Consider the following 25,381-nt stretch of genomic DNA (forward strand, 5'->3'; position numbering starts at 1 on the left):
GTTAGTGATAACTTACGGCTCAATAACTTATTTGATAGGATAATAAAAATATTCAATACCGCCAGAAGATGATTTATCTTCTTTTCGCAACAAAAAACCCTCTTCAAACAAGATTTTTAGTTTGTTGCTGGCATTATTGATCTTAAGCTCGAAAGCTTCTGATATATCGTGGGCATTAGTTAGCTCTCGCTTCAGTGTATATTCATATACTTGAGCGTTACTCTTGGAAGGAGTACCAATTTTATTTGCATGAACCAAGTTAAGTTCATCTTCGACATAGTAAGGAATTGGTTGCTCGAGCCTTGCGACACCACTTATGAGATTTTCTAATACTTCTTCATCTTCAATATCAACAAGGCAAAGCCCTTTGGTTTTACGAAAGTGCTTTGCAACTTTAACGATCCCCTCTCTACCAAACGAGGATGCAAAAAAAGCATCATTTATCGAGAGATAAAAGATGTCTTGGGTAGGTTCATTGTTAATTAGATCAACAAGACGCCTAAATAATTGAATACCTTGTTTTGAAGTAGAGCCATCAAGACCAAGAGTATCCATTATTTCAGATAGTTTGATTTTATCATTTATACGCTTCATAAATTATATTGAAGCAGCTGTACCTTAAAGTGTCAACAAACTTTGTTTCGTAATGGAACCTCAAAGCAAAGAAAAGTGCCTTTGATATCCATAAAGTTATCATTAATTCTAAGAGCCTCAATAGGGTGGTTATGTTCGGCCAGCTTAAACAGACGGAATTGATTACAGTCCGTTCGGATAGTGATATCGGAGTTCATTTTCAACGCTTTTTTAAAACAAGTTTGCAGACCGGAGCCACCATCATCATGCTTTTTCCTAGTCACTCCCTCATCAAATATTCTCTTGATAATACTTTCGCAGCTTTCATTTTTATAGTGGGCATTTTCAACCTCTTGTGAAGACTTTAGAGTATTGAACAGCCCTAAACCAGAATCGCAGATCACTAGAGAAGCTCGTGGTCTTTGGCCTCCATATACTTGCATAGCAACAAAACCGTTAAGCTTGGTCTCGCTGTGTTCCTGCACGTTATTGATAAGCTCTGTAATAATGGTACGATGAAGGCTTTCTAGCGTAGTTTTCTCTTTATCTGAAAACCCTATACCTAAGTCCTGCTCAATTCCATATCGAATGCTTTTAGCTAATCGTTCAGCAAGTCCTCTGACGTCACACTTACAATTGAGAACCTCCATTTTAACAACAATCGGATGGTCAGCATTATCACATTCGACGGTAGTAGGGCATGGTGTGACTGAAATGCGGTTGTCTAGGTTATCAAAGAAACGCATGTATTTGCAGTACTCCATTAGACCGCAACCGCTATTAGCAAACTCAAGCTGAACCTTGTGGCCTTTATCCGCAAACTGATTGCAAACATTGAGTAGCCTGATGATCGTTTCTATTGGAAAATTCACACCTTCAGGTATAACAAAGCAAATATCAACCTTTGATTTACCATTGGAAAAGTCTTGCTCTAGAAGAATTTGCTCAAAACAGTATGCACTGAGCCATTTCCCTGGAGATGGAATAAGGTCGATACGTTTAGTCATTAAGTTCATAAAGTTACCAATAGTTCTTATGACATGGGGGGCTTATATCCAAAATTCAAGGATAACTAGTATGATATTTAAATGTTTTTCACTAAGCTAACGCTGCTAAATTTATAAAAGTTGTAACTCACAAATATCCACTAGTTCAATCTGACTTGTTAATCTATTACTAAGTACAGTAACTAGGAAGTTAGCTAAAATCATCGTATCGTCGCGCTTTAAAACAGCTGAGCAAAAGTGACACTTACCACTTCATAGTTAGCCTTAAAGCTTGCCTCATTTACATCAACCAATTAATGTAACTTTGTTAACTTAAATTTTTGAATTATTTAGAGGCGTTTATGGATGAACCAAAACTAGAAGCTATACGAAAGAACTTGGGAGTGGAAGAACATATTCCATTCTTTGGTTACTTGATTTACCGCGCAGACTCAGATGAATTTTTAGCCAAACTCGACATTTCATCCGAGCGTATACTCAAGGGATGGCATAAATTCCCCGACCAAGCGAAACCATTCAAAAAAGTACTCGAAGCCAACCGAGCATGCCAACAGCTTGAGCTAGATCCCGGTATCTGCGAAATAATGATAGGGTTCGATTTGGGTAAGCAAATCGCAGTAGGACCATTGGATAACGATATAGTAAGCGAGAATTAATAATGTACTTCTTGATTACCATGCACTCAGAACCTAGATTCTACGATCTTACATGCCAGCAGATTCTTCCAGAATTAGACTATATTGACTCGCTCACAAGAACGTTCATTCATAATGGTGAAGTTCGTACGGTAAAACTATCATCCACAAGCTTCATGAGTGGTGAAAATGATTGGATGGTTTCTTGCCCAAGAAAAGCAATTGAACAGTTACGAGAGCTAGATATACACCCTTTCAGGACACAAGATGAAGCTCGGGATTTTGCAAAGAACAACCAACTAAACTCATTTCGATATCTAAAAGTTTAAGGTAACAACTCCCTTACATCACATTCCAAAACTTCGGCCAGCTGATATGCTTTTTCGAGCGTGATATTCACTTCACCGCGCTCAATCCTTCCCGCATAGCTGCGATCAATCTCAGCTAAAAGCGCCAATTTATCTTGAGATATCCCCAACTCTTTGCGTTTGTTCCGTAAATTTAGGCCAAATTGGATTGCTAAGTCTTTCATTTTTCATCTCGTTAAAGATAAAGACTATCCAAAGTTGCGGCTTATAAAGCCACGGATTATAATCCGCATTTAGTTTGTAACGTTTTTCTACTCCTTAGAGCTAGTGATTAACACCTTGTGAGAAAGTCATGCCGAAAGTTTCAATCAAAATATGCACTACGTTGCATACTATTCTCCAGGATGAGAACTTTAATAATTTCCAAGTAGTGCAGTTACGCGATAGATTTTTGGCTGCCTCGACTAACAAGCAGAGTGTTAGCGAAGCATATAAATTTATCTATAGACAGGTCAGTAGACTCGTTAAGAAAGGAGTCTTACAAAAGAATAAGAGTGAGGACTCAAAAAACGCAACATATCAAAAGGCGCAGCAATTCTATCAAACCAACTTCGTCATAAATGAGCGTAGTGACGATGACCGGCACCCAGAAAAATTGCTAGAGAATACTGAACAGGATGCACTCCAACAGTTAAAAGAACGCCTCAAGCAATCTGAAGTTGATCTGCTAGCCTGCATTGGAGAGTCAGAAGAATATATGCGGCTATACAAATCCTTCCCTGAGATGAAGGAACACCTTGAGTCTCAATACATGCTTGCTCGTGAAAACAGCTCAAAATTACTTGGGCAGATCAAAGCTATCAAGTCCGTAATCGCGCATCAGCAGAAGTAACTCCAATGCAATTAAGACAATGGCAATCAGAGTGCGTCAATCGCGCTCTAAAGCACTTTCATGCCAATCAAAGGCACTTCCTCTGTCTAGCAACTCCTGGGGCTGGTAAGACGATTATGGCGGTAGAGGTCGCAGCAGAATTGTTTGAACAAGACCTTATCGATTTTGTATTGTGCTTTTCACCTTCAGTAAACATCTCGCAAGGCATTCAGAAAACATTTTCACACCGGCTGGAATGCCGCTTTGATGGTGTAATTGGTTCTGTTGGTTGCTCTTATACTTACCAAGGCATGCTGTCTTTTAAAGAAGACTTCTGGCAGTTACTAAAAAGAAATCGGGTATTGGTAATCTTTGATGAGATCCATCATTGCTCTGGTAGTACTCTTGAAGATGCCAATGCTTGGGGGGAAGAGATCTTACTCAACATACAAGATCAAGCAGCTTACACCTTGGCGTTGACTGGTACTCCTTGGCGTTCAGATCAAGCCCCTATTGTCTTATCTCGATATCTAGACCCTGATAACAAAATTCAATGTGACTATATTTACGGTTTAAAGGAAGCTGTAAGAGATGGTGTTTGCAGGAACCCCAAAATTGTATTGATTGATAACGAAGAACTATCAGTTACAAACCAAGACAATGAGATCCAAACTTTCAGCAGTTTTGATGATTTGTTTAAAGGCTCATCAATTTCATACCAATCGGTCGTCAATAATGACTTAGCGATCCATCATGTTTTAAACCTAGCAATAGATAAACTAGAAGGTATCAGACAAGTAAATCCTGATGCAGCTGGACTAGTCGTCGCGTCCTCAATTGCACATGCGTCCCATATCTTAGAAACACTCAAAAATACATTCAATCAAACAGCAACAATTGTTACTTATCAAGAAGCAGCTCCATCGGACACTATCAACAAATTTAAACATGACAATACACAGTGGATCGTGAGTGTTGGAATGATTAGTGAAGGTACTGACATCCCCAGATTACAGGTTTGTTGCCATCTCAGTAGAGTGAAAACTGAATTGTACTTTAGACAAATCTTAGGGCGTATTTTGCGTACTACAAGAGCTATTGATCAACAAGCCTGGCTCTTCACTTTTGCAGAACCCAAACTAGTCGAATTTGCACATCGAATTGAGCTTGAACTTCCTGATAATAATGTTGTGATTAGAGAGTCTAAACCTAGCAATCGCCCAGATCTTAAAGCTTCTATCTATGATAAAAGAGCAAGCCTGCTTCCAAATAAATCATACAGTTTTGCGCTAAGTCTTAGAGACATGTTCGATAAAAAACAGGCAAATTCACTCCCAACTCAAACCATTGAAGATGTTCATTTTCCCAGTTTAACCAACCAATCAATGGAGATTTTAGGAAGGTTCAGAGAGAAGGTTGTTTCTACTTTTGATTCACCATTTTAAAGCTATACACTAGAATATGGTGTCACCATAAAACTAAAAAGCAGCTCTTTTAGAATGCTCAATGTTTTACCTTCTAAGAAGAGTAAGCTCGACTCACTAACAAGCTATCAGCCTAAACTGGTTAGAGCCTAAGTTTTAACTAAGACATATGTTTGTTATAAAGTTATAGACCAAATTAAGGTGCTAGAGCTCGCTTCTCACTTATACGCCTGACTTACCAGCCTTTTTATGACTTTCTTCGTTATATTTATTTGCCAAAGATACTAAATCAAATGTCGAATATCTTTCTTTCGTTTTGACAGGATAAGTTGAGTACACATAATCAACAAAGTCATTAAAATACATAGATTTAGTCTTGTTAACTACTGCACTCAAAATCTCTTTTTCACGCTTTTTTAAATCAATATCTTCAACATCACCTTTGTAAGAAATCACATATTTTGATGTCCCATACATAGTATTTTGATGCTCAATTTTAAAGCCATGTGCACTATGTGCTGCATCAACAACATCATCAACATATGGCCCGTAATGGTTAAAAACCCACTTAATACTTGTTAATTGCTTTCCATCTAGTAATGCAGAAAACCAATCCGCCAAATACACCATTTTAGTCAATCTAGCTTTAGTTATTTCTGACTTATGAGGGTACTCCAAACATAGAAAAGCTATAATTCGTTGCAGCTTTTTCATTCTTCAGCCTCCATTATTTGAAAAAATTCATCTTCAACAGAGATGGTTTTACCTTCTCTCTTAATATTAACTTCCTTGTCAAATAATAAACTGTCTCGAACAAATTTTGATAATTGCCCTTGATGGTCTTTGCAATAGGAATCTATGTTCTTACTAAGTTCATTATCAAGAAAATCAGTTTCTGTTCCTTCAAAAACAATAACGCCAATATGAATATCAGCATCAATAATGGCTTTAGCGTAATACCTACAACTTTTCATAGTTAAAGAGTGAATTTTTTCTTGTTCATAACCATATGCGTCTGAAAGGTAGCTGACATAATCACCCTTAGTTGAATGTGGACAATTCCTCTCGACATGATGCTCATGCTCCCACGCCCTACTTATAACACCCTGATTAAGAGGGAATTTCTGCCTATGAACTTTGGAGTAGGTAGGATTCTTAGAGTATCTTTCTAAAAGATAAAACTCTTCAGCATGTTCATAATAAATGGTTACCCTAGAGTTACTATCAAGTCCTAAAAATTTTGACATCCCTTTCAGCCACGTTTGTACCAGTTCACCATGAAGCCCAATTATTCTTGACTGGCGCTCCTGTAACTCCTCTTGATTTGAATTCAAAGCACTTTTAGCATCATTTAACTCTTCATTTTCAGTCTGCAACTCAACCATCTGTTGCTTTTGACGATCTTGGTCTTTGTATGTTCCCGTCGCCCCCAATAAAAATAGAGCCCCACCAGATATCAAGGCTGTGTTGGGGTTATATATAATTAGCCAAGCACACGTGAAAAAACCCGAAGCGGTCCCCCAATTGGTGGAAAAAGTGTAACTACCAGCAAATGCGCTACCGACCGTTAACAATACAGTTCCTATAGCCGCACACAAAATGAATAAACCTTTCCCAACTCCATCGCCAAGCTCTTTGAAAAAGTCAGAGCTTCCACTAAAACCAAATTTTTTGAACAAAGATAGGCTCCTTTTACATGTTCAAATATACAGTACCAGAGCTCGAGTATTGAAACCATACTCACGAACTAAAACGTTTGTATAGCACAAAACGTATTCAGCTGGTTACAGCCTCAATAACACACTTAAACACTTGAAAATTAGTCATATGCCATTAGTCAAAGCGCGAATGCATAGTTTCTGCGGCTATTATCTAAATATAGTAAAACATAATCAATTGATTTTACTTATCTCAATGAAAAAGCAAGGACAAAATTGAGATTAAAACTTCGAGATAATACTAGGGGTCGATACCCCGTTTCTAGGTAAAAAACTGAAATTAGAGAACCCATTAACCAATGCAACCTAGTCATTTTAGGACCCTATGCACTGTCTTCGACGGTATATAAACACACTAAATATTGGATAGAAATGTCATAAAGCACTATGCACTTAGATTCCTTTCAATCAACCTCAAATAATTGAAAAATTCATTTTGCAACAAGTGTTTAGCAGTGATACATTAATGAATGCAGTATCCGGAATAGTTATTACATTGCGTTTAGAAAACCTGATAACGGCATGCTTAGCTTACAAGTGAGGAACGACTGTGGATGATCTAAAGGAAAAGATAATAAAAGCTACTAAGGACGGTACTTTTTTTGAGCTCATCAGCAAAGAATACTACCAAGATCATAAAAACGATAAACTGCTTCCTAGTATTTTATCCAAATTACATAACGAAGGAATCTTCGATTTAGTTCAGATTTTTAGACGTTTAGACAACTCTCAAGAAAAACATAACTTTTTCTCTGTTCGGCAGGTATTCGGAGATGTTTTACCACAAATAAATGCGCCAGTTGAGAGCGTAGCAGACAGTGTGAAGCACTTAACTCTTGAAGCGGAGACAGATGGAGCAGCTTATTGGCTTTTAGGACCATTTCAAGAATATTGTAAAAAAGACTCTAAACGTCCTAAACAACTATTAGATATTTCATTAACTGATATTGACGAGAGTTTTGACCACTTATCTGTAGCCCTTATATCTGGAGCTCAGTTAAATGAATCACTTTACGCAAAAAAAGCTATCGATTTGGTAACTCACAGCAATGAATTAGTGAGGCAGCGTGCAACTTTCGCTTTGGGACGTATTCAGTATATTGACCAAATTTTAGCAAAGGATGCTGTACTAACAATAAAACAAGCATCAAAAAACAATAGCTCAGACTTGCTCTTAGCAACATCAATGAATGCTCTATCTTCCTTAGTACTTCAAGAACCATCGCTAGAGTGCCATTTTGTCGACGTTCTGGAAGATCAAAAAGATTTTTTTGGTGAACGATATGTGCATACTTCAGCAGAAATTTTGTTTCAGGAAGGAGGTAAAATCACCGAGAGGATTGAGTCTTATTTACTTGATATTTGTTGTCATACCAAGCCTGAGAACAAAGGCACAATTGATAAAATTGATTATGCATTAGCGCGACTAGTTAAAAGTGGGAAGTTTAATACTTGCGTAAGCTTTTTAGAAAAGTTTTTTTCGAAATGTCGTTATGAAGCACCTATGAAATATTTTGACAGTTTTATTAGAGAGATCCATCAACATAAAGAAAACTACCTTTCATCGCTAGTAACTAGGTGGCTGCTATCTAAAAACGTTAAATTAGGGAAGTATTGCACCCACTTACTTAAAAACTCAGATGAAGGAATTTGTTTAAGCTTTGACAAAACTTACTTAACTAACCAAGAAAAAGGTGTTTATTTATTTCTTGCTAGAAAAGCGTGTGGTTGGTTTTTTGTACAGCCAAAAACGGCAATAAGTTTGATCGAATCACTATTAGATGATGCCCCGGATAAAGAATTAAAAGACATTCAGCATCTAGTATTCAACCCTTTGCTCATCAGCTATCCAGGTAGTATCTATAAACACCTAGAAGGACTAAGGATCTCAGAAAATGCAAAAGCCTTAAGGTTAGCAGAAGATGTATTAGTCCAGTTTGGTTCTTATCAAAAAGCTTTAAAAGCTGCATCAGGTATTCATGAATTAAGGCCGAGTGAACAAGATAGACATACTTATTGGAAACACCATCAAAGGATTATGGATACATCGATGAAGCAAGCAAGGAGCAAGTCAGTTTTCTCTTCATTATTATTCGGAAATGAGTCAGTGCTGCTGTATGGCAATAAGTCTATACATTACATTCATCATGGTGATGAAAAAAACCGACAAGAAATTCCGCTTCAAGAACTAAGTCATTCTTTTGAAATAGCCTCAATGCATAACTTAGACCCACATAGCCTTGAAAATATGATACGCCAATTCAGAGTAGAGGGGTGTCATTCATGAAATTAGTTATTAGACAATATCTAGCGTCACTTAAGGAACGCGGTGAACTAGATGCGTTATTGCCAGACTTGCTATCTCAAATAGGGTTCGAAGTATTTCTCAAACCTGGTATTGGAAGCAGACAGTACGGTGTTGATGTCGGCGCTTACGGGAAGCTCTCAGAAGACTCAGAAAATAAAGTTTACCTGTTTTCAGTCAAGTCAGGGGACTTAAATAGAAAAGATTGGAGCAGCGGTAATCCACAGGACCTAAGGCCATCGATAGAAGAAATAATTGACGTTTTTATACCTACTAGAATCCCCGTTGAGTACAAATCTAAACCCATTGAAATATGTTTATGCTTTGGTGGTGAAGTAAAAGAGGAAGTTAGATCTAATGTTAGTGGTTTTTTGGAAAAACATAAATCTAATGAATTATGTTTTTCTGAGTGGAATGGTGACCGCTTAGCAGCGCTTATAGAGAAGCACTTATTAAAAGAAGAGTTATTACCTGAAAACTGTCGGAGCTTACTCAGAAAATCATTAGCAATGATTGATGAACCAGATATTTCATTTAAGCACTTTTGTCAGCTCACTCAGCTTCTTACTGACACAGAGGGCAGAAATCCTAAACAAACTTTAACCGCTATGCGTCAACTATATTTGTGCCTGTGGATTTTATATTCGTGGTGTCGAGACGAAGACAACCTAGAAAGTGTATATTTATCTACAGAAGTTGCATTGTTGAATGCTTGGGAAGCATCAAAATTTGCATTTGACAAAAAGAACCAAATCGCAGTAGCTACGCTAGAAACATTACATTCAATTCAATTGTTAAACCTCCAAGTTTCAGATAGTTACCTAAAAGAAAAAATAATACCTCATGCTGGTAGTTTATATGCATTATCTCATGCAGTAAGACCTTCCTGTGCAGTGGATGTAAACCTGAAGCTTTTTGATGTTCTCGGCCGATTAGCATTAGGTGGTAGTTGGGCCTATTGGTACTTAGCCCAAACAAGTGAGGAGGATGCACAAGCTTTTGAATACTTCTCAAATAAAGTATCTGAATATCAAGAATCAATAAAAAAATTAATAGTTAATAATCCAACTTTGTTTACTATCCATAAAGATGAACAAGCAATTGACCTTGTTTTAGCTATATGGTTTTTATCTTTAAATAAGGTTCACTGGGGAGATATTCATGCATGGCTAGTGAACATAACCCAAAATACCTCTCAAATGCTTAGGCAACATGATAAGTATCCCACTACAATTCAAAGTTATGCCGAATTAATTGAACATCCAGTGGAAAGAACGGAAGACTACAGAGAAAGTGTAACAAAAGGCTCAATATTATACCCTTACATATCTGTTTTTTCCGCCGTTATGGGATTTGAGGAACCATATGAAACAGTAAAAGAAATAAAAGAACAGTTCTTGTCCCACTGTAATTTTCAAGTTTTCTTTTTCGATGAGGAATCAGAAAAACACTTTTACCGATTCGATAAAGTGCACGGGGCAACCTTGTCTGACGTGTGTGTAACAGAGTCACCTGAAGAATTAATTAGACAACTTAATAATGAATGCCAACAATCCGATAAAGTATATGATCTTAGTGCGTACAAATATTCGCTTTGGCCATTAATCCTTATGGGGTGTAGGCACTACCGATTACCAGTACCAATGCACTTTATTCTTGACCTCTATAAGCATACTCAAAATGCTGAGGAAGTTAGCACAGGAGACTCAACAGTGAGCGTGGCTGAATAAACGGATGGTTCTAAGTATAAAATCGACTGATTCACGGTACTTTTTCTATTTAAGGGTAAGGTTCATGGACTATTCAAACGTGCCGCTGGCCCCCATAGCTACGGTGGTTGCAGCATTAATAACAGCACTGATTGCCTTTGTAAACCTTACTCTCAGTAAGGAACAAAAAACTTCAGAATTCAGACAAGCATGGATAGATGGAATGCGAGCTGATTTAGCTATCTTTTTTTCATCTGCACGCGCTCTTTGTCGGGTTATGCAAGAAGCTCGAAGTCCGAATAGCTCAGATGATGATGTTCAGTGCTTTAGGTTCAGTAAAGACCAAGTTAGTAAAATGCGATTTGATGGCGCTGAAGCGATGTATCGTATAAAGCTAAGACTGAACACTAGTGAAGCTGAACATATTGAGTTGAACCGTTTACTGAATACAGCAACAGCAATACAGAATGAAATAAATATAAATAAAGGTCAAGATTACTCCAAAGCCATTGAAGCGATCGAATTCGCTTCCACTCATTCTCAAAGAATTTTGAAAAGCGAATGGGAAAGGGTTAAACGTGGTGAAAAATCATTTCAAGTAGCTAAAAACTGGGTAATGCCATTAATAATGGCATTATCTCTATTTTTTATTACAACCTTATTGTTTAGTTCACCTGAACCTTTAAAGCCACCTCAGCCTATAGCTACAAAGTTTGCTGATTAGCAAGTTTATCAAATGTCGCTTTAATACTACATCGAAGTGCGTTAACTGCAATACAACCTTAACAAAAGAACTTTGATTTCAGCAGCTTGCACAGACATACGCAGCTTATACATGTGCCCCTCATATTCCTTTTTTAAAAAGTAAATGAGATGAACTCTAAAGTAACTTTAATAACTTGAAGGATAACAACGTGAAAGTTTCATCACTACATTTGAAGGGTTTTAGAAATTTCAAAGATGCTCATATTAACTTCAAAGCTAGCAGCCTTGTTATTGGCTCAAACGATATTGGCAAAAGTAATATGCTTCATGCATTACGGATACTTCTTGATAAAAGCTTGTCTGAAGCAGATATAGAGCCATCTGAACTAGATTTTCATATCAAGGCTAATGAAATTAGTGATACTGCAGAAATCACTATCAAATTTGATCAGATCACTGAAGATGCTGTCATATCGGTCTTGAAAGGCAATGTTAGTGATGACGGTGAAACATACATAAGATATAGCGCTCAAAAATCAGACTTAAGCTACAAGTTATTTGTGGGGCACTCGTTAGAAGAACTACAAGAGGTATCAAGTAGATTTTATCTTAAATATGTAAATTTGAAGTATATCCAATCCCAACGAGATCTTGAACGCTTTATTCGTAAGGAAAAAAAGCAATTATTACGTATTGCACAACAGTTATTGAGTGAAGAAGATATTGAAGCCGATGAGGCTCTTTTTTCAGAAATCAGTCAAGACCTCTCGACACTTAATGGGAAAGTATCACAACTTAAATATGTAACATCTGCTACCCACGACGTGAACGAAGAGTTAAAGAAGCTAGCTCATCATTATACTGACTATGAAGTCCAACTAGACACGGGAGCTATTGAAGTAAATGATTTTATTGACAAACTTCAATTAGGAGCAAAAACGAATGGCTCAAATGTTATGCTTGGTGGGGATGGTAGAAATAATCAAATACTTTTAGCTTTATGGAAAGCTAAAAGTGCTATTGAACATGATCTGGATAATGAAGTCGTTTTCTATGTGATTGAAGAGCCTGAGGCCCATTTGCACCCGCATCAGCAAAGAAAGCTTGCTAGCTACCTAACCAAAGAGCTTCCTGGCCAAACTATTATTTCGTCACACTCACCTCAGATTACTGTAAATTTCACGCCCGACTCAATTGTACGACTCCGTACTAAAAACGGTGCAACTGTTGCTGCTAATGAAGGGTGCTCAGATTGCATTGCTGAAGGTTGGGAAGATATGAGTTACCGCATGAGCATTTTGCCAGCTGAAGCCTTCTTCTCAAACGGTGTGTTTTTAGTTGAAGGACCATCAGAAATTCTTTTTTACCATGAACTAGCCGAACAGCTAGACATTGATCTAGATTTTGAAAACCTTTCTATTTTATCAGTGGATGGTATTTCTTTTAAAGTTTATGTCAAAATTTTGAATGCCTTAGAGATACCTTGGGTTATGCGCACCGATAATGATATCTCAAAAATCCCCAACAAAGATCAATGGCAGTTTGCAGGCATTAATCGCTGTTTAAAACTGGTTGGTCTTGATCCATTTTTACATAGTGACATCAAGCTCCCTCCCCAGCAAACAATTGAAAATGGTGACTGGGAATCTGTTTCAAGTAATGTAAATGATAAAGGAATCTTTTTATCTCAAGTTGATTTAGAAACTGACCTTTTAGATGAACTACCTGAACCAATCCTTTTAGCGTTAGGGAAAACAACTATACCTACTGCAATTGAATATCTTCAAAAGAGCAAAGCACTTCGGATGCGCACTCTATTGAAAAATATTAAGAGCAACTTGAATCAACTCGTTGATGGAGAATTAGCTAAACCTCTTAACAAGCTTCTGGAAGTGAGCAAAGAGGTAAGTGTATGAGTGGTTTCACACCAACCGACCAACAAAATGACGCCATAAGCTATAAGGGAAATATGGTCATTACTGCTTGCCCTGGAAGTGGTAAAACAACGGTGATGAAAGAGAAAATCCGGCAAATAACTCCTGAATTACCAATCTATAAAGGCGTTATAGCTATTACTTTTACTAGAAAAGCGAGTCTGGAATTAAAGAATAAATGCAAACAAAATGCACATAACACAAAACAAAGTTTTTTTGGCACCATTGATAGTTTTTGCTATAAAGAGCTAATTGCTCCTTTCCTATCAAGAGTTTGGAAAGGTTCAATGAAGGATTGTGAAGTAGTTAAAAGCCTACCAACACCTTATCAGGACTATCTTGCTGATCAATATATGAAATCACCAAATATTGAAGACTTGAATAATGACAGCGGATTTGAACGTTTATTTGGCGATGGCATTTTATGGATGAGCTCTTTTGCTGCTATTGCCTTAAAGGTTTTAAATGAGTCCTCCTCTGCACGACGATACATAAAGGCAAAGTACTCGCATATTTTCATAGATGAATATCAAGATACCTCCGCATCCCAACATCAATTATTTTTGATGTTATGTAAACTCGGACTAACTTCTACAGCTGTTGGTGACACACAGCAATCTATTTTTGAGTTTCGCGGAGGTTCATCAGAATTACTTGAGCAACTTATTGATATTAAACATGATTTCAAACATTTTGAAATGACTCTAAATCATCGCTGTCATCCATCAATAATGAACTATGCTTCTAGGCTACTAAATCCTGATTTTCAACTATTGGAGTATGAAGGTGATACTCGAGTACATAGAGCTAAGATAGATGGAAACCTTAAAAAGGTAGGAGAACAAATTTCAGAATGGGTCAACGAACTATTAAGTAGTGGTGAAATAAACACTCCATCTGAAATAGCTATCTTGGCTAGAAAGACAAACTCAATAAAACTATTCTCTACAGGTCTTAAAGTGCCCCATCGAATTTACATTGACTCCCCACTTGATAAGCTAGGAACAGTCTGTGCAGATCTATACTCCGATCTACTTGCATTTACTTTCAGAACAATCCCCACAGCCCAAGATTTAATAGACAAGCAATTTCAATTTTCCAATTCAAAAAAGTATCAAGTTGCCAACTTTAGAAAACAATTACTGCATTTAAGAAGCGAGCTTAGTATTGATGAATTTGTCGATGAATGTCGTAACTTTGCTTTTAGTATAGATATAGACGACACCTGTGATTCTGATCGTGTTTTAAGAGAGATATTAGAGTGCGACGAACACCTAAAACTCTTCAAGCCAGTAGATAAAAGTGAAGTTCAAGTCATGTCCCTACATAAATGCAAAGGACTAGAATTTAAAATAGTTTTCCATCTTGATCTTGAAGACTGGGTCTTCCCTTATAAAAGGGTTGATAATGGTGATTGGGACAACCCAATTTACCCTGAATTAATACAAGAAAAAAACTTACATTATGTCGGCATAACAAGGGCAGAAAATGACTGTGTGCTAATTCAAGCAGGATTGAGAAGAAATAGTATGAATGAATTCAAAGTCTCCAAACCATCATACTTCTTAACACTTCCTCAGCTTGAGGGGCTTTACCAACAGTAATATAAGAGACCCCATTTTTTACTGTAGAAAGCTAAGTTCTGCTAAAAAGGCTTACCAAAATTTAGTAACATAGAGTCTGGAAAACTGATTTTCCAGACTTTAATTTCTTCAAAATTCTTTAATATTTTTTTACTTTTCTGGAAAAGCGCTACAAAGATAGAGTGGGCATGGCTTTCCAGAGTTTTTCCAGATGCAGATATAAAGAGTAAGCACATAACTATGCGCTAAGCACTGAATCATTTGACGGATTCAATTCATCAAAAGGCGAGAATAATTTCTCGCCTTTTTTGTGCCTAATTTCCACAGAACTCACTGAATTGCTTTACCTAAAAAAGCTAAGCCGTTGTGACTCAAACCGCAGTTTTATAGACAAAGTCACTATTCACGATATCTATTCACGGTTCTTGATATACAAGCAGTGCTATTTGGCCGCACATTTTTTATAATCGACAAATACGTTTAACACATATTGTTTAAACAGAAATACGCTCTTTAAGGATATTGCATGACCCAAGCTAACGAATTGACCTACATGAGTTTGACTCAGGTTGCAGAGTACTTGTCGCTCGATGAAGACTCGGTCAGCTCAATGGCCAATGAGCGTATTTTACCTGCCACAAAAGCCACGGGGAAATGGCTATTTCCCAAAATACTGGTAGATCGATGGCTGATGGAATCTTGTCATAGCGGAATGCTATCTGATCGAATGCACATCACGGGCAGCGACGATCCACTACTGTCTATGTTGGTTGCTAAGACCATGTCACAGGTAGGTACCACTGAACTCATTAGCTATAGTTCAACAGGTTCAGGCTTAGGGTTAGATGTATTATCTCAAGGGTATGCTGATATCTGTGCATTGCATTGGGGAAGCCTTGAAGACGATAGCCTGAGTTATCATGAATTATTAACCAGTTACCCAAATCATAAACAATGGTTGTTGGTGCATGGCTATAACCGCAAACAAGGGTTAATGATGCGCTCAGAGACGTTTGAGCAATACGAAGCATTAGCAAACGCTGCCACCAATACCTCATTTAAATCATGGCGTTGGGTCGCTCGTCAAGCAGGGTCTGGTAGCCAACAACACCTAGAGCAATGGTTGTTAAAACAAGGTTTTAACTTCAAATACCTTAACTCTACCTTGGTGGCGCAAAGCGAACGGGAATTAGCAGGTTATATCGCACGACATAATGCCGATATCGGTTTTGGTTGCCAATCTGTAGCGCTTGAAAGCGGATTAAGCTTTGTGCCGATTTTAACGGAATCCTTTGATTTAGTGATGCCACAGGGCATTTACTTTAGACGCCAATTGCAGCAGTTGCTAGATTTACTGCAACAACCTGAATCCATCAGACTCGCTGCCACTTTAGGCGGATACGACCTCACCAATACAGGCAAATTATTGTGGAACGGCCAAGAGTAACTTGCTGCTTGGCTATGTAAGACTTCTACTAATCAATGCACAACGCAAACAGCAAAACTAAAAAGAGATGACTAACTCATCCTGTGTTAGCCATCTTATTAGTCGTTACTTATCCTTAATTAGATGAGTTTAATCTGGCTTGAATCGCTAACTTCACTTCCTCTTGTTCGAGTAGCAACTCTTGTTCTTCTTTGCTGCGCATCAAATCATTAAATGATGTTCTGGCTTCTTGCGCCAGTGTTGAAGCTGCAAGTTTAGACTCTTTGGCTTTTGCCGCATCAGCGGTTAATTGTTGTAGTTGCTCGATAATATCATCGGGTGCATTGCCTAATTCTACACTCGACTCACCACGTGATAATGCTTCTCGACGTAACTGCTTTTTCAGCAACCATATTGCCTCATTAGCTTCTCGTTCGGCATTGGCAGCATCAATAGCATTGTCACGTAACAATTCAAAGCGTGCTAAGGCTTGGCCTTCTTTGCTCCAAGGATCAACATCGGGTAAATCAGAAATATTAATCACAGGATCGACATAGTCATCTTGATGGCTTAAATCCAATGACGCGGCTTTAACACCTGAAATCATCAACATCACAGCAATAACAAGGAGCGGTAAACCACCAACAATTGCGGCGGTTTGCAAGGTAGCTAAGCCCCCCATGAACATCAAAGCAGAAGGCATAAAGGATAAGGTAAACGCCCAAAATAATCGGTTCCAACGCATCGGATCTTCGGTCACATTGGTTTGTACTACTGAGGCTAAAATGTAGGAAATCGAATCGAACGTTGTCGCAGTAAAAATGATGCACAACAAAGTAAAGACTGCGATGACCACAGTGCTAAATGGCAGCTGTTCTAAAATAGCGAAAATGGCCCTAGTTGCCCCTTCGCTATTCAACAGGGCGACTACATCAAGTTGTCCAGATAACTGCAAAGACAAGCCATAGTTACCCAATATAATGAAGTACATTGAGCAACCCAAAGAGCCAAAAAAAACTGCTCCGGTGATCATTTGCTTAATGGTTCTGCCACGAGAAATTCGGGCAATAAACAAGCCCATACTCGGCGCAAATACCAGCCACCAAGCCCAATAAAAAATTGTCCAATCTTGTGGGAAGTGAGTATCTTCAAAGGTGCCAAGGCCACCAAACGGCTCAGCCCATGTTGCCATAACAAAAAAGTTAGATAGCATTCGGCCAATGGAGTCTAGACCGGTTTCCAGCATAAAAATTGTTGGGCCACAAACCAATACAAAGACTAACAAGCCTAATGCGCCCCAAAAGTTAATATTACTGAGAATTTTGATGCCTTTATCCATGCCCATATAAGCTGAATAGGCAAAAATAGCCGTACACAACATCAACACACAAATTTGACTACCCGTTGTTGCAGGGATGCCAAACAAATAACTAATGCCTTCGTTAATTAATGGCGCAGCTAAACCTAATGTTGTCGCTGCACCACCTAATAAACCAAAAATAAACAATACATCAATCACTTTACCAAGCTTACCAAAGCTATTGGCTTCACCAATTACAGGCATTAATGCAGCTGACACCTTTAATACTGGCTGCTTGCGCACATAGAAAAAATACGCAATTGGAATAGCTGGGATCATATAAATACACCAAGCGATAGGTCCCCAATGGAACAAGCCATAAGTTGCAGCCCAGCGAATTGCCTCTTCACTTCCCGCCGCTAATTGAAAAGGTGGGTTCTGGTAGTAATAGGCCCACTCAATGGTGCCCCAATACAAAATGCTTGCGCCAATACCACCACAAAACAGCATGGCTGCCCATGAGGCTAACCCAAACTCAGGTGACTCATCAGGGTCTCCTAGTTTAATCTGACCTATATCTGAAAAAACGATATAAATCATAAAGAAAAAAGCAGCAATACCTAGACCTAAATAGGCAAAGCCCAGTTTATCTGTCATAAATGTTTTAGCGATAGCAACCCACTGTGCCCCTTCAACTGGGAAAATAAGTAAAGGGATAACCACAGCAAAAAGTAATATCAACGCACCGAAAAAAGTCGGTTTATCAATAAGTTCGAAGTGTTTGTTCATTTTATTTGTCCGAAACAATAAAACTGATTAAGAGAGTCCACACCACAAGTGCTTCCCCGTGCTGCGAGACAGCCAGGTTGGTTTACTGTTTGAAGAGTTGGAATACTGTGCGTGAACCGTTTTCTATAAAACGCCAGGTCGTTTAATGTTTGTGACATTAACGGCAACACAGGCACGCTAAAATAATGTTAATCACGTAAACTGTCGACTAACTTATATTAACAATCGATTCATATTGTGAGCGAGATCTCACCAAGGTTTAAGGGTAACCATGTGCTGATTTAGCAGGGTTATTTCCTGTACAACAACCTACAAGATTTTGGCTGGCATTTGGTTATCTAGCAGGTAAAGAGAGTCATAGACTTGCTAATCAATAGCACAATAAGCTCAACATATTGAGAATAATAAAGCCCGATAAACTCACCACAGATTGCGGCGCTTACCGGGCTTATTGTGTCATCAGCGATGGATTACTTTGCCGAATCACCAATGTGCTTTTCTAAGAAAGCTAAAATCGCTTTGTTGGCCTCTAGAATATTTTCTTCATTATAAAAACCGTGTCCTTCTTTATCTTTCACTAACCATTCATAGGGATGGCCTTTTTCATCTAACGCCTCTTTAAGTGCTAACGCATGCTCAAAGTGAGCACGTTGATCATCCTCACCATGAATAATAAGTACTGGCGCGTTAAGTTTATCGACATTACGACTTGGAGACTGGGCAATAAGTTCAGCAGGGTTAGTACCGAGAGTTTTATTCAGGTAAGACCCTCCCCAAGTTAATGTCTTAATATCCCCTTCATCAAACATCATAGGTAGGTCATAAACCCCTACGTAGCCAATTGCGCACTGATACATATCCGGCTCTCGGATTGCACTTTGTAAAGCGCTATAACCACCAAAACTCGCACCAAAGATGCATACACGATTTTTATCGGTCACACCGGTTTGAATAGCGTAATTTAATGCCTGAGTTATATCATCTTGAATACCCGTTCCCCACTCGCCGTAGCCAGCTTCCATAAAGTGTTTTCCGTAACCATCTGAGCCTCGAAAGTTCACTTTAATGACAGCATAACCGGCGTTTGCGAGCATTTGAGCTTGGGGATCGAATCGCCAATAATCTCGAAGATGCGGGCCTCCATGAGGCAATACCACCGTGGGTAAATTTTGTTTTTTACCGATAGGAAGGGTTAGGTAACCGTTTAGCACTAAACCATCAGAAGATTTAATTCGAAAAGGTTCCGTTTCAGCTTGCTGCTCTTTTTTAATCCATTGTTTGCTCGACAATAAATAACGTGCACTCATTGTGTCTGTATCGAATATATAAAATGAGCCGGGATTGCGGTCACTAGAAACACGCACCACCATTTGCTTACCGTCTTTTGTTTTACTGGTAATTTCGACACTGTCGCCATTGAACGCTTGAATTAATGCTTTATGGAGTTTGGCTTCTTGGGTATCAGGTTTGATAAAGATATAGCTAGAATAATCTTCATCTACTCTCAAACCATACACTTCGTTTAAATCAGAGCTAATAGCATAGGTAGGATCTGCAATATCACTGCGGTACAAAAACGTTTCTTTTTGAGTATCTAAATCGTAGCGATACAGGCCTTTCGGTTTATTTTCTTCAGTTTTTAATGCGTAAACTGACTTATTATCACTACTAAAAGTCAGCGGAGTAAACTCACCGTCAAACTTTGTATTAAACACTTGCCAATCTTCTCCTTTACCCTCTGAGTAGTACATTTTAGTGTCATGGTTTTTATCTACTCCCACAACAAACCTAGGCACACTATCATTATCAACTAAAAACTGACTGTAAGAGATTGGCGCACGTTTAACTTTACGCTCCTTGCCTGTATAGACATTAAGTCTAGTCACTTCTGGAAGCACATCGCCATTTCGACTTAGCAAACGTTTGGTAATTAAGACGTGCTTGTTATCACCTTCAAGTTTATCCAATAAAAAACCACCGTATCCCGACAGCACAATACCTGGTTGAGATCGGATACCGAAAATCATTTTACGCTTACTGCCGTCATAATTAACGGCAAAGATTTCACCTAAATTAATCGGTAATTCTAATCTGCCACGGCTCTGTACCACTTGAACGATGACACGTTCATTATTGACCCAGTAATATTCTGCAGGTTGATCCCGACCACTGGAATTGAGCGCAAAAGTAACTTCAAAGTTGTCGGTGCGTAAAAAGGCAAGTCTCTTTCGACCTTCATCATTCATTAAAACAGCTAAATGCTTGCCGTCAGGGGATATTTTTACATTGTAGTAATCACTATGGCGTGAATAGTCTTCGACAGAAGCGGCGAGACAAATATTTGAAATACACAATAGCATTCCCCATATCATCAATTTGATGTACATCATGGAAACTCCTTTAATCCATCTCAAAGAGACAGCTTTATCCTTAAAACCTTGAAGCGATATGGCACGAGAAGTAGATGAAATAACATTGAGGTAATGCGATATTCCCTAACTCCTTGGGATCATACTTCCTAAACATAGATATTCATGTTTCAATTAATTTTGCAGCGATACCCACATTGATTCAATAGATTAGCGGCTATTTGGCATATTTAACCGACAAAACAACATCTCTCACTAGGCTAGGTCGACTAAATAGTTAATCACACTGGCTGAGTCATGACGGAATTTCCCCTGTTAATCACTGAATGCAAAAAGTGACGTCCAAATATTGAGGGGATAGTGGCAATGTTCATAGTTAAAAATTTGTAGTAAAATTGTGTCTGAGGACGACCTCAACCTGTTGAGCACCACAATCAATCACATCGAATTGATGAATTTGGCAAACAGGCTTCCATCCGGGGACGGCCCCTTCTGACTAACTTCCAGATAGGAGCCCATATGAGAATCTCTCATTACTTTTGCGTTATTGTTACCAGCCTCATTTTTTGCATATCCCCCACAACCTCAGCGAATGAAAGCCATATGGGCTTACATGGTATGACTCTATTTGGCGGAAAAGATGGCTTATTTGCCTCACATTTGCCTATGTATCACCATCCCCACAATGTACAAATGGTCATGCAATTTCACTTTGCCGATCCTGAAACTGATCATGCAATAAAGCAGCAGCTTGAAGCAATGGCGACAGCACCAGAGCAGCTTTGGACTATTGTACCCAAGCCTTTTGACTTAATGCGTCTCAGCCCTCTGGCAACCGACCCAATCGAACAACTGCAAGTTGATGTTGTAAAAGGTCACTTTGAGCGAGGAGGCATTAACCAGTTTTCTCAACAATCACTCATCATTGATCGCATCATTATGTTCACTGAATTAAGCATGAAGGCAGGGCAAGATAAGGCGCCAAATGCACAATACCGAGTCATTACACCAACTGAAGATAGCCCAAATCAGTTCTTAGTTAAGGTCATTGAAAATCGTCCTGAAGCCGACCACTTGCTGCGAGTGATTCAACATGATTTCATTAGAACGACTCAAATAACCGTGCCACTCAAAGGTAAACTGCATCCTAGTCCAAAGGATTTAGCGGATCAGCTATCAATTCCCCTCGAGCACATCATTGAAATTTATCTAGAAACTGGCGAGTTACAGTAATGGTTTCACTGTCGCTGGCAATCATTCAGCACCATCAGGCTGAAGGACCAGGGCGCATTTCTGACTGGTGCAAACTGTCGGGACATAAGATCACCCGATTCATGGCGCCCGATGGTTGCTTGCCCGATCTAAACCAATTTGATGGCATCATCATTTTGGGCGGCCCTATGGATGTAGAAGATAACCCAAGATGGATGCAAAAAGAGCGCTCTTTGATTCACTCGGCGATTGAAATCAACAAACCGCTAATCGGTATTTGTTTAGGCTCGCAACTATTAGCATCGGTATTAGGAGCTAAGATTTACCCACTTAAACAGGCTGAATTAGGTTGGTATGATCTCAGAGTTAATGCCAACGTAAGCTCAGCAAGTCTAGCGAACAAAAATTTGATTAATTTAGCCGTACCTCAATGGCATTATTTTGGGTTTAACTTTGATAGTCACTTAGCTCCGCTAACCCATAAATCGGTTGAGATAAAAGCCTACTCATCATTGTGCCCTCAGCAGGTGTTTCGGCATCAACAGCAATATGGCATTCAATTTCATCCCGAATGGGACGCTGTGCAACTGGCTTATTTACAACAAGCATTTAGTGAGCAGTGCCCAGAAGATTTATATGCTAAATCACGTATGAACGAACAGACACAGTTACAACACTGGTTTTTTAACTTGTTAGATACTGTGTTTCGTTCTGCAATAACGAGCGATGACTAAGGGTAGTAACGCTAATCGGGACAATACAGCGATAAGCTGTTAATGAAAAAGGCGGTAACTGACTGTTACCGCCTTGTCGATACAAACAATGAATTCAATGCTGCAAGCTAACAATGATCAACTTTACAGTATCACTTCACTCCTATGTTATGTGTGGCGCTATGAAGCTGGACTTGAAGCTACAGTGTTATTTACCACCTCAGATTCGGCGCCATTCAATGGCATAGTCGTTTGAATATTAGCTTGTTTAATCGCTGCACGGGTTTGATCGGTCAAACTATTCTCGCCATTTAATAAATCGGTTAACGTGCCAGTGTCGCCATTCACTAACCCCAGCTCCTGTAACATGGCATCGACTACTGGCGCATTCGCACGATAGTTTAATGCTGCCGCTGTGATTTGTTCGGCTACGCCACCAGATTGTCCCTGCATGACTTGGTTACCATTTGCGGTTGCAGCGCCAGCGCCGTGGTAACCTTGTAAGATCTTAATGCCTTCAATGTTTTCTAGTGGTTTGACTGCATTAGCAACCACTTCTGGTAACGCTTGCAGTACAGCCAAGGATTTTTGCAGCTGAATTTGCTCATCTTTCAGAGTATTTTCTGCTTCATACAAAGCTTGTTTACCTGCCGCTTCAACTGCAAAGACTTTTTCATCCGCTTCGGCTTTTAGCTTTTTAGCATCAGCATCAGCGCGAGCTTCAGTTAATATGGCTGTTGCCTTATCTTCAGCCGCTTGCTTATCTGCAGCGGCTTGCACAGTAATCCCAACGGCTTCACGTTCTGCTTCTTTTTTCGCATCAATGACTTCAATTTCTTTTTGACGATTTGCCATTGCCACTTGCTTGGCTGTGATTACAGCCTCTTCTTTTTCAACTTTACCCTTTTCAACATCTGCGGCTTTAGCACGTGCAGCTGACTCTTCTTCTGATTTTTCTGCTACTGCAATCTGCTTATCTTGTTCAGCGACTTCAATATCACGCTGCTGTTGAATACGAGCTTGCTCAAGGGCTTTCCTTTTAGCAATTTCACGGGTTTCAATGTCTTTTGATTTCTCAATTTCTGCCGCTTCAATCGCTTGCTCTTTCGCAATCTCAGCTTCGCGCTCTTCTCGCTGTTTATTTTCACGCGTTTTAGCAATTTCCGCTTTTTGCTCTGCACGTTTAAATGCCAAAATTTGCTCTTGGCTTAAACGAGCTTCTTCCTCTTCTTTTTGAATCTCTAAAGATTGACGCTCTGCCTCTAAATTCCGACGCTCAATTTTAACGCGGTTTTCTTGTTCAATATCATTGGTTTCTTTACGCTTTTCTTCAATGATTTTTGCAAGACGTGCACGACCTTCAGCATCAAATGCGTTATTTTCATTAAAAAATTGTAGGTCTGTTTGGTCAAAGCCAGTTAATGAAACAGACTCAAGTTCGAGCCCGTTTTTCTCTAAATCATTGGCCACATTTTGCTGAACCTTTTGGACAAAGTCAGCACGCTGCTCATGCATTTCAGTCATGGTCATTTCAGCAGCCACAGCACGAAGTACATCAACAAATTTTGATTCCATTAACACTTTAAGTTCTTCAACGCGCATGGTACGTGTACCCAAAGTTTGCGCAGCCATCGAGATGCCTTCTTGGCTTGGTGCCACACGAAGGTAAAAATCCGCTTTAACATCGACACGCATTCTATCTTTGGTGATCAGCGCATCTTTTTGTGTTTTCTCAACTTCGATGCGTAATGTGTTCATATTGACCGGAATAGTTTCGTGCAACACAGGTAAACACACTGTGCCACCATCTTTAACGACTTTCTCCCCACCTAAACCAGTTCGGACAAATGCAATTTCCTTAGTGGCTCTAATATAGAGTTTGGCAAATATTAACCCTATGGTGATAAACGCCAACATTGCCACGCCAGACATTATTAAAATAAAGGTGGTATTTGACCCTGCAGATAATTCAATCCCTTCCATTTTCTTTCCTTGTATTACTACTATAAAAATCTTGGTTCCATGAATAAACGGCTAAATACTTTCGAGTTTTGCTGCTATCCAAATATTATTTTTTTTATTCAGCAACACGACTTGGTCATGCTGGTTAAAACTTTCTTCTGCAAACTCTGGCGCGACCATCACGTAATGTTTCTGCGCATGTTGATCCACCAGCACCGCCTCTGCAGGGCTGTTTACTCTGGCAGTGCCCACGGTAATTTTGGCCAATAAACCACTAAAACTAGTATTAGAAACGGCATGGGATTCATTTTTGGGGAGGATTTTTGCCAAAGGTCTACCAATGATGGATGTGCTGAGCAGACTCAGTACAAATACAATTGGAGCACTAATCATTGGGGAAAGTAGATTACTAGCGTATTGATAACTAATAAAATTTAAACTGTAGCCAATGAGTGCAAAACAAGTAAGCAATAACACTAGCCAGATTAATAACGGTAACTTATTCAGGCACAGCCAACCAACTAATGGAGTCAGCCCAGTATTAGCCACATTAAGGTCGGCATCGACATCAAGTTCAACAGGAGAAAGGTGGTCGATCAGATTTGAAATGCTAAAGCCTATCACTAAGCCAACACCTTCTAACAGTGCAAGCATCAACACCATCGTCATCGCAATCGCAAATGGGGTATTGGCGTTTATGAGTAAAAAATCGAGCATGACTGTATTCCTTTACAGCTAGATTAATCACTCAACCTGGCAGTCATCCTATGCCAAGTTTATAAGCAATTAATATAATTAGATTATATCTGTCAAAAGCAACATCACCTTAACAAAAACT

The 25,381-nt window shown here is 39.0% G+C and carries 20 protein-coding genes; 11 read left to right on the top strand and 9 right to left on the bottom strand.

Going from position 1 to position 25,381, the window contains the following annotated elements; all coding sequences use genetic code 11:
* Nucleotides 1–27: 27 nt before the first annotated feature.
* The gene (locus A9267_RS18565) at nucleotides 28–594 is read right to left on the bottom strand and encodes a hypothetical protein (RefSeq protein ID WP_065110263.1); all 567 of its coding nucleotides are present in this window, start codon (nucleotides 592–594) and stop codon (nucleotides 28–30) included.
* Nucleotides 595–626: 32 nt separating this feature from the next.
* Nucleotides 627–1,589, bottom strand: a complete 963-nt coding sequence (locus A9267_RS18570) for a hypothetical protein (RefSeq protein WP_065110264.1) — start codon at nucleotides 1,587–1,589, stop codon at nucleotides 627–629.
* 332 nt (nucleotides 1,590–1,921) lie between these two features.
* On the opposite strand from A9267_RS18570, the gene A9267_RS18575 reads away from it, so the two are divergent.
* Nucleotides 1,922–2,236 carry a hypothetical protein gene (locus tag A9267_RS18575; protein ID WP_065110265.1) on the top strand — a complete coding sequence of 105 codons (315 nt, stop codon included), beginning with the start codon at nucleotides 1,922–1,924 and terminating at the stop codon, nucleotides 2,234–2,236.
* A 304-nt stretch (nucleotides 2,237–2,540) separates the two neighbouring features.
* Here the strand turns inward: A9267_RS18575 and A9267_RS18585 are convergent, their stop codons facing one another.
* Nucleotides 2,541–2,747, bottom strand: a complete 207-nt coding sequence (locus A9267_RS18585) for a helix-turn-helix domain-containing protein (protein ID WP_065110267.1) — start codon at nucleotides 2,745–2,747, stop codon at nucleotides 2,541–2,543.
* 128 nt (nucleotides 2,748–2,875) lie between these two features.
* Between A9267_RS18585 and A9267_RS18590 the strand changes: the two genes are divergently transcribed.
* Together A9267_RS18590 and A9267_RS18595 are read left to right on the top strand one after the other, a co-directional pair.
* Nucleotides 2,876–3,415, top strand: coding sequence for a response regulator (locus A9267_RS18590; protein WP_065110268.1), 540 nt, complete (start codon nucleotides 2,876–2,878; stop codon nucleotides 3,413–3,415).
* A gap of 5 nt (nucleotides 3,416–3,420) precedes the next feature.
* Nucleotides 3,421–4,839, top strand: a complete 1,419-nt coding sequence (locus tag A9267_RS18595) for a DEAD/DEAH box helicase (RefSeq protein WP_065110269.1) — start codon at nucleotides 3,421–3,423, stop codon at nucleotides 4,837–4,839.
* Between the two features lie 201 nt (nucleotides 4,840–5,040).
* Here the strand turns inward: A9267_RS18595 and A9267_RS18600 are convergent, their stop codons facing one another.
* Entirely contained in the window at nucleotides 5,041–5,532 is a 492-nt protein-coding gene (locus A9267_RS18600) for a Panacea domain-containing protein (protein ID WP_065110270.1), read from the bottom strand.
* Complete coding sequence (locus A9267_RS18605) at nucleotides 5,529–6,497, bottom strand: hypothetical protein (protein ID WP_065110271.1); 969 nt, start codon at nucleotides 6,495–6,497, stop codon at nucleotides 5,529–5,531. The genes A9267_RS18600 and A9267_RS18605 overlap by 4 nt, the downstream gene beginning before the upstream one ends.
* A 589-nt stretch (nucleotides 6,498–7,086) precedes the next feature.
* Here A9267_RS18605 and A9267_RS18610 point away from each other — a divergent pair.
* The 6 genes from A9267_RS18610 to A9267_RS18635 all read left to right on the top strand — a co-directional run bounded on the left by A9267_RS18610 (nucleotide 7,087) and on the right by A9267_RS18635 (nucleotide 16,219).
* The gene (locus A9267_RS18610) at nucleotides 7,087–8,823 is read left to right on the top strand and encodes a hypothetical protein (RefSeq protein WP_065110272.1); all 1,737 of its coding nucleotides are present in this window, start codon (nucleotides 7,087–7,089) and stop codon (nucleotides 8,821–8,823) included.
* On the top strand, nucleotides 8,820–10,571 hold the full coding sequence (locus A9267_RS18615; RefSeq protein ID WP_065110273.1) for a hypothetical protein: 1,752 nt from the start codon (nucleotides 8,820–8,822) through the stop codon (nucleotides 10,569–10,571). The genes A9267_RS18610 and A9267_RS18615 overlap by 4 nt, the downstream gene beginning before the upstream one ends.
* Nucleotides 10,572–10,635: 64 nt before the next feature.
* Nucleotides 10,636–11,274 carry a hypothetical protein gene (locus tag A9267_RS18620; RefSeq protein WP_065110274.1) on the top strand — a complete coding sequence of 213 codons (639 nt, stop codon included), beginning with the start codon at nucleotides 10,636–10,638 and terminating at the stop codon, nucleotides 11,272–11,274.
* Nucleotides 11,275–11,464: 190 nt separating this feature from the next.
* Nucleotides 11,465–13,171 (top strand): ATP-dependent nuclease, encoded by a 1,707-nt coding sequence (locus A9267_RS18625; RefSeq protein ID WP_065110275.1) that lies wholly within the window; start codon nucleotides 11,465–11,467, stop codon nucleotides 13,169–13,171.
* On the top strand, nucleotides 13,168–14,793 hold the full coding sequence (locus tag A9267_RS18630; protein ID WP_065110276.1) for a UvrD-helicase domain-containing protein: 1,626 nt from the start codon (nucleotides 13,168–13,170) through the stop codon (nucleotides 14,791–14,793). The genes A9267_RS18625 and A9267_RS18630 overlap by 4 nt, the downstream gene beginning before the upstream one ends.
* A gap of 505 nt (nucleotides 14,794–15,298) precedes the next feature.
* Nucleotides 15,299–16,219: a helix-turn-helix transcriptional regulator gene (locus A9267_RS18635; RefSeq protein WP_065110277.1), complete on the top strand. Its 921-nt coding sequence runs from the start codon at nucleotides 15,299–15,301 to the stop codon at nucleotides 16,217–16,219.
* A 115-nt stretch (nucleotides 16,220–16,334) separates the two neighbouring features.
* On the opposite strand, the gene A9267_RS18640 is transcribed toward A9267_RS18635, so the two are convergent.
* Together A9267_RS18640 and A9267_RS18645 are read right to left on the bottom strand one after the other, a co-directional pair.
* On the bottom strand, nucleotides 16,335–18,287 hold the full coding sequence (locus A9267_RS18640; protein WP_065110278.1) for a BCCT family transporter: 1,953 nt from the start codon (nucleotides 18,285–18,287) through the stop codon (nucleotides 16,335–16,337).
* A gap of 470 nt (nucleotides 18,288–18,757) precedes the next feature.
* Complete coding sequence (locus A9267_RS18645) at nucleotides 18,758–20,677, bottom strand: alpha/beta hydrolase family protein (protein ID WP_231919217.1); 1,920 nt, start codon at nucleotides 20,675–20,677, stop codon at nucleotides 18,758–18,760.
* 498 nt (nucleotides 20,678–21,175) lie between these two features.
* On the opposite strand from A9267_RS18645, the gene A9267_RS18650 reads away from it, so the two are divergent.
* Both A9267_RS18650 and A9267_RS18655 read left to right on the top strand, forming a co-directional pair.
* Nucleotides 21,176–21,889, top strand: coding sequence for a hypothetical protein (locus A9267_RS18650; protein WP_156669199.1), 714 nt, complete (start codon nucleotides 21,176–21,178; stop codon nucleotides 21,887–21,889).
* The gene (locus A9267_RS18655) at nucleotides 21,889–22,602 is read left to right on the top strand and encodes a type 1 glutamine amidotransferase (protein WP_065110280.1); all 714 of its coding nucleotides are present in this window, start codon (nucleotides 21,889–21,891) and stop codon (nucleotides 22,600–22,602) included. The genes A9267_RS18650 and A9267_RS18655 overlap by 1 nt, the downstream gene beginning before the upstream one ends.
* Before the next feature lie 159 nt (nucleotides 22,603–22,761).
* Here the strand turns inward: A9267_RS18655 and A9267_RS18660 are convergent, their stop codons facing one another.
* Nucleotides 22,762–24,513 (bottom strand): flotillin family protein, encoded by a 1,752-nt coding sequence (locus tag A9267_RS18660; protein ID WP_443018810.1) that lies wholly within the window; start codon nucleotides 24,511–24,513, stop codon nucleotides 22,762–22,764.
* A 102-nt stretch (nucleotides 24,514–24,615) separates the two neighbouring features.
* Nucleotides 24,616–25,260, bottom strand: a complete 645-nt coding sequence (locus A9267_RS18665; RefSeq protein ID WP_065110282.1) for a YqiJ family protein — start codon at nucleotides 25,258–25,260, stop codon at nucleotides 24,616–24,618.
* Nucleotides 25,261–25,381: the final 121 nt, after the last annotated feature.

The sequence above is a fragment of the Shewanella sp. UCD-FRSSP16_17 genome (assembly GCF_001675935.1).
Lineage (GTDB): Bacteria > Pseudomonadota > Gammaproteobacteria > Enterobacterales > Shewanellaceae > Shewanella > Shewanella japonica.

Excerpts from the sequence above, each read along its gene's own strand:
- A9267_RS18635 (WP_065110277.1), top strand. The coding sequence starts at position 15,299 with ATGACCCAAGCTAACGAATTGACCTACATGAGTTTGACTCAGGTTGCA.
- A9267_RS18595 (WP_065110269.1), top strand. The coding sequence starts at position 3,421 with ATGCAATTAAGACAATGGCAATCAGAGTGCGTCAATCGCGCTCTAAAG.
- A9267_RS18640 (WP_065110278.1), bottom strand. The coding sequence starts at position 18,287 with ATGAACAAACACTTCGAACTTATTGATAAACCGACTTTTTTCGGTGCG.
- A9267_RS18655 (WP_065110280.1), top strand. The coding sequence starts at position 21,889 with ATGGTTTCACTGTCGCTGGCAATCATTCAGCACCATCAGGCTGAAGGA.
- A9267_RS18565 (WP_065110263.1), bottom strand. The coding sequence starts at position 594 with ATGAAGCGTATAAATGATAAAATCAAACTATCTGAAATAATGGATACT.
- A9267_RS18600 (WP_065110270.1), bottom strand. The coding sequence starts at position 5,532 with ATGAAAAAGCTGCAACGAATTATAGCTTTTCTATGTTTGGAGTACCCT.
- A9267_RS18650 (WP_156669199.1), top strand. The coding sequence starts at position 21,176 with ATGAGAATCTCTCATTACTTTTGCGTTATTGTTACCAGCCTCATTTTT.
- A9267_RS18585 (WP_065110267.1), bottom strand. The coding sequence starts at position 2,747 with ATGAAAGACTTAGCAATCCAATTTGGCCTAAATTTACGGAACAAACGC.
- A9267_RS18615 (WP_065110273.1), top strand. The coding sequence starts at position 8,820 with ATGAAATTAGTTATTAGACAATATCTAGCGTCACTTAAGGAACGCGGT.
- A9267_RS18620 (WP_065110274.1), top strand. The coding sequence starts at position 10,636 with ATGGACTATTCAAACGTGCCGCTGGCCCCCATAGCTACGGTGGTTGCA.
- A9267_RS18660 (WP_443018810.1), bottom strand. The coding sequence starts at position 24,513 with ATGTCTGGCGTGGCAATGTTGGCGTTTATCACCATAGGGTTAATATTT.
- A9267_RS18575 (WP_065110265.1), top strand. The coding sequence starts at position 1,922 with ATGGATGAACCAAAACTAGAAGCTATACGAAAGAACTTGGGAGTGGAA.
- A9267_RS18665 (WP_065110282.1), bottom strand. The coding sequence starts at position 25,260 with ATGCTCGATTTTTTACTCATAAACGCCAATACCCCATTTGCGATTGCG.
- A9267_RS18630 (WP_065110276.1), top strand. The coding sequence starts at position 13,168 with ATGAGTGGTTTCACACCAACCGACCAACAAAATGACGCCATAAGCTAT.
- A9267_RS18590 (WP_065110268.1), top strand. The coding sequence starts at position 2,876 with ATGCCGAAAGTTTCAATCAAAATATGCACTACGTTGCATACTATTCTC.
- A9267_RS18645 (WP_231919217.1), bottom strand. The coding sequence starts at position 20,677 with ATGATGTACATCAAATTGATGATATGGGGAATGCTATTGTGTATTTCA.
- A9267_RS18570 (WP_065110264.1), bottom strand. The coding sequence starts at position 1,589 with ATGAACTTAATGACTAAACGTATCGACCTTATTCCATCTCCAGGGAAA.